This window comes from Brevibacillus massiliensis, from assembly GCF_000311785.1.
Taxonomy (GTDB): Bacteria; Bacillota; Bacilli; order Brevibacillales; family Brevibacillaceae; genus Brevibacillus_C; species Brevibacillus_C massiliensis.
Map to the genome: position 1 here is coordinate 1 of NZ_HE978558.1, position 3,638 is coordinate 3,638.

A 3,638-nucleotide genomic window follows, 5' to 3' on the forward strand; every position below is an offset into this window, starting at 1 on the left:
TTTTTTTCTTTTAGTTGGCTGTTAGGCTGAGGTCAATTCATAAAATATGCATAAACGTTCAATTCCAAACGGCCTGATTTTGCTGGATTTACAATTGGAATCCAAACAGATGCATAAGTTGTATGAATGATTTATAGAAGTGTTTCTTAAAACTTGCATAAGATTTATGAAATGATAAGGTATCCAGAAACTCACCTTAAACGAAAAGAGGGTTCTCGCCATTGTATGACAAGGAAATCACGCCAAAAGATATTGAAAAAATATTAAAACTTTATGCAATATCAAAGGAATTAGTGGGTGCGGATAAACTTGACGGAAGATTGCAAGAATTTACGGTTGAATTGATGAAAACATTGTCTGACACAGGCTTTCTGATGGTTTTTAACTGGCATGAATAACTCAACGAAAATGAATTATTCAAGGATTTAAACCATGATATACAGGAAGAGATCAAATCCGCCGATTTGGACACATTGCGTAAATTAATGACTTGCTATGTAAGAGGCGACAGATTTAACGAAGGATTGTTGAAACGCATTGTGACGGACGGCAAACTGCACTGCATTCTCCAAAGATTGCGGGAGATAAGAGATCAGTTGTAAACGAAATGTAGGGACAGAGTTGTTAACATATTCACAACAGGTATTGTGCATAAATTGTGGAAAAACTCTCCCCTTCACTCCTGTCCCTTTAACCGCCTGCTTGCCTGCTAAGCAACAACGGCAGGAAAATTTTATTTAAGCAAGCCTTGAAAACATACAGAAGGCCAGATAAACTGTTATTAACATCATACAAACATTCGTTCTGATTTGGGGCGGGAAAACGATGCGAATGTTATATTTGCCAACGTCAAATTCAATACCTGCTTTGCCCAGGGGCATCACTCCATGAATGATTGGAGTCGATGCCCTTCAATTTTTTCAATTGAATTAAGAACATAACTTTGTCCGACGGAGGGAGATCGGCATGAAGATCCAATGCACCAAGCATTTTTTGAAACGTTGCAAGGAGCAGAATCTCGATCCCAAGGACATTAGCAAATGCCTGAAAGATGAGATGCCGAAAATTCAGGGGGTTGCAAAGTGGAGACTGCAAAATGGCGTCGAAATCGTTGTCAATGGGATGGGGAATCGGCTTGTTCTCATCACAGTTGTTGGCATGGAGAAGCGAATACGAGGGATTTACGGATGCAATAAAAGGTATAAACTGGAACGGTCATTTTCAATGCCAATCGAGCTGGAGTGCATGGAGGTTGGTAGACTATGAATTTGACTCAATCATTTCTTGATGGAAACGAAGGCGACGGTGAAGGACCGTTTTGAGAAGCCAGAATTCAGCATAATTGACAGCACTGTCAATGAATAAAATATGTCGAATGATCAAAATAAAGGGTTCCAGTCAGGAAATCAGGTTGAAAGGAAGGAGCAATACACCATGAATGAAGACATGTACAAGGATGATGAGATGTTTGATGATGAAATGGATGAGGAGGAGGAGAGAGAAGGCGATCTCACAGTATCCGATAATTTCAGGATTATGCTGAGGCATTATCGGAAAATCAAAAATTTGTCTTTGAAGCAGTTGGAGGAATTGTCAGGAGTTTCTTCTTCGTACATTTGCCGCTTGGAGAAGGGAGAGAAAAAATCCCCTTCTATAACCAAGATTTTACAATTATCTGAGGCGTTGCAAATCCCGAACTCGGTTCTTATCGCTACGATAATTAAAGAGCCGCGTAAACCAGAAAAAATCGAATTGTTTGATCTTCTTATCAGGCATAACTACCTGTTGAATGGAGAAGAGCTTAGCAGAGAGGCAAAGGAACGTTTGCTCAAAATTTTTGAGTATATTGCCAAATGCTCCTGGAGTCCGAGTACAAAAGTACGTGATATATTCGTGCTATCGGAACTCATCGATCAATTTAAACAAGCGGTTTGAGCCACCCGTATGGGCGGCTTTTTTATATTCCTTGATGTATCTTACAAGCTACGAACGACACAAAAATTCTGGTAAAATTGTAGTAACTAAATGGAAACAACCGCTTGGGCGAATGGATTTATGGCATGAAAAGGGGGTAATGGTAATGCCCAAATATTCGGAACGGGATATTTGTACAAAGTTTATTACTCCCGCTTTAATTAAGGCAGGATGGGATATACATAAGCAAATTCGGGAAGAAGTAACGTTTACGGCGGGACGAATTATTGTAAAAGGGAAGATGCATACCCGAAGAAAGGCAAAGCGGGCGGACTACATTCTATATTACAAATCTAACCTGCCGCTAGCCATTATCGAAGCAAAAGATGACACACATTCCGTTGGGGACGGAATGCAACAAGCTTTGCAATATGCCGATATCCTCGATATTCCCTTTGTTTTCAGTTCAAACGGAAAAGCGTTTTTAGAACACGATCGAACAGGCATGTCGGATTATGTTGAAAGGGAAATTGGGCTTGATGAGTTTCCGTCTCCTGAAAAATTGTGGGAAAGGTATAAGCAATGGAAAGGCATTACGGAAGAGCAGGAAAGAATCATTACGCAAGACTATTTTTCGGATGGTAGCGGAAAAACGCCGCGTTACTACCAACGAATTGCCATTAATCGTGCAGTAGAAGCGATTGCCAAAGGACAAAATCGACTTTTGCTGGTTCTTGCCACGGGAACAGGCAAAACGCTCATTGCCTTTCAGTTGATTTGGCGATTATGGAAGTCCAGAACGAAGAAAAGAATCCTGTTTCTTGCCGACCGTAACATCTTGGTTGATCAGACGATGGCAAATGATTTTAAGCATTTTGGCGATAAGATGACCAAAATCAGGAATCGCAAGGTGGATAAGTCATATGAAATTTATTTAGCACTGTACCAAGGAGTGTCGGGTGCCGAGGAATGGAAAAACATCTACAAAGAATTTTCTCCTGATTTCTTTGATCTAATCATTGTGGATGAGTGCCATCGTGGCAGTGCCAAAGAAGATTCCGCATGGCGGGAGATTCTGGAATATTTTTCATCAGCGACCCAGGTTGGACTCACGGCAACCCCTAAAGAAACGAAAGACGTTTCGAACATTCATTACTTTGGGGAGCCAATTTACACATACAGTTTGAAACAAGGGATCAACGATGGATTCCTGGCTCCTTATCGGGTCATTCGATACACCATTGATAAAGACGTGGAAGGCTGGCGGCCAGAAGAAGGGCAGAGAGATAAATACGGACAAGTTATTGAGGATCGGATTTATAACGTCAAAGACTTCGATCGAACACTGGTCATTGATGATCGAACCGCCCTGGTCGCCAAAAAAATTACGGAGTATCTAAAGAAAACGGATCGTTTTCAGAAAACCATTGTTTTTTGTGTAGACATACCGCATGCTGAACGAATGCGTCAGGCCTTGGTAAACGAAAATGCCGATTTGGCGGCTCAAAATCCAAAATACATTGTACGAATAACGGGGGATAACGAGGAGGGGAAGGAGGAGCTGGACAACTTTATCGATCCAGCCAGTACATACCCCGTGATCGCAGTGACGTCCAAGTTGTTGACGACTGGCGTCGATGTCCAAACGTGCAAGCTCATTGTTCTGGATGCCAACATTAATTCTATGACAGAATTTAAACAGATCATAGGTCGAGGCACTGTAA

At 41.3% G+C, this 3,638-nt stretch carries 4 protein-coding genes; all 4 read left to right on the top strand.

Going from position 1 to position 3,638, the window contains the following annotated elements; genetic code table 11:
* Positions 1 to 221: 221 nt before the first annotated feature.
* Positions 222 to 398, top strand: coding sequence for a hypothetical protein (locus tag HGBM_RS30615; RefSeq protein ID WP_019123900.1), 177 nt, complete (start codon positions 222 to 224; stop codon positions 396 to 398).
* Positions 399 to 449: 51 nt separating this feature from the next.
* Positions 450 to 602: a DUF6508 domain-containing protein gene (locus HGBM_RS32670; protein WP_390621044.1), complete on the top strand. Its 153-nt coding sequence runs from the start codon at positions 450 to 452 to the stop codon at positions 600 to 602.
* An 832-nt stretch (positions 603 to 1,434) separates the two neighbouring features.
* A complete protein-coding gene (locus HGBM_RS28605; protein ID WP_019123902.1) occupies positions 1,435 to 1,935 on the top strand; it encodes a helix-turn-helix domain-containing protein in 501 nt (166 codons plus the stop codon).
* A 145-nt stretch (positions 1,936 to 2,080) separates the two neighbouring features.
* A partial coding sequence (gene hsdR, locus HGBM_RS28610) for an EcoAI/FtnUII family type I restriction enzme subunit R (RefSeq protein WP_019123903.1) occupies positions 2,081 to 3,638 on the top strand: 1,558 nt, incomplete at its 3' end.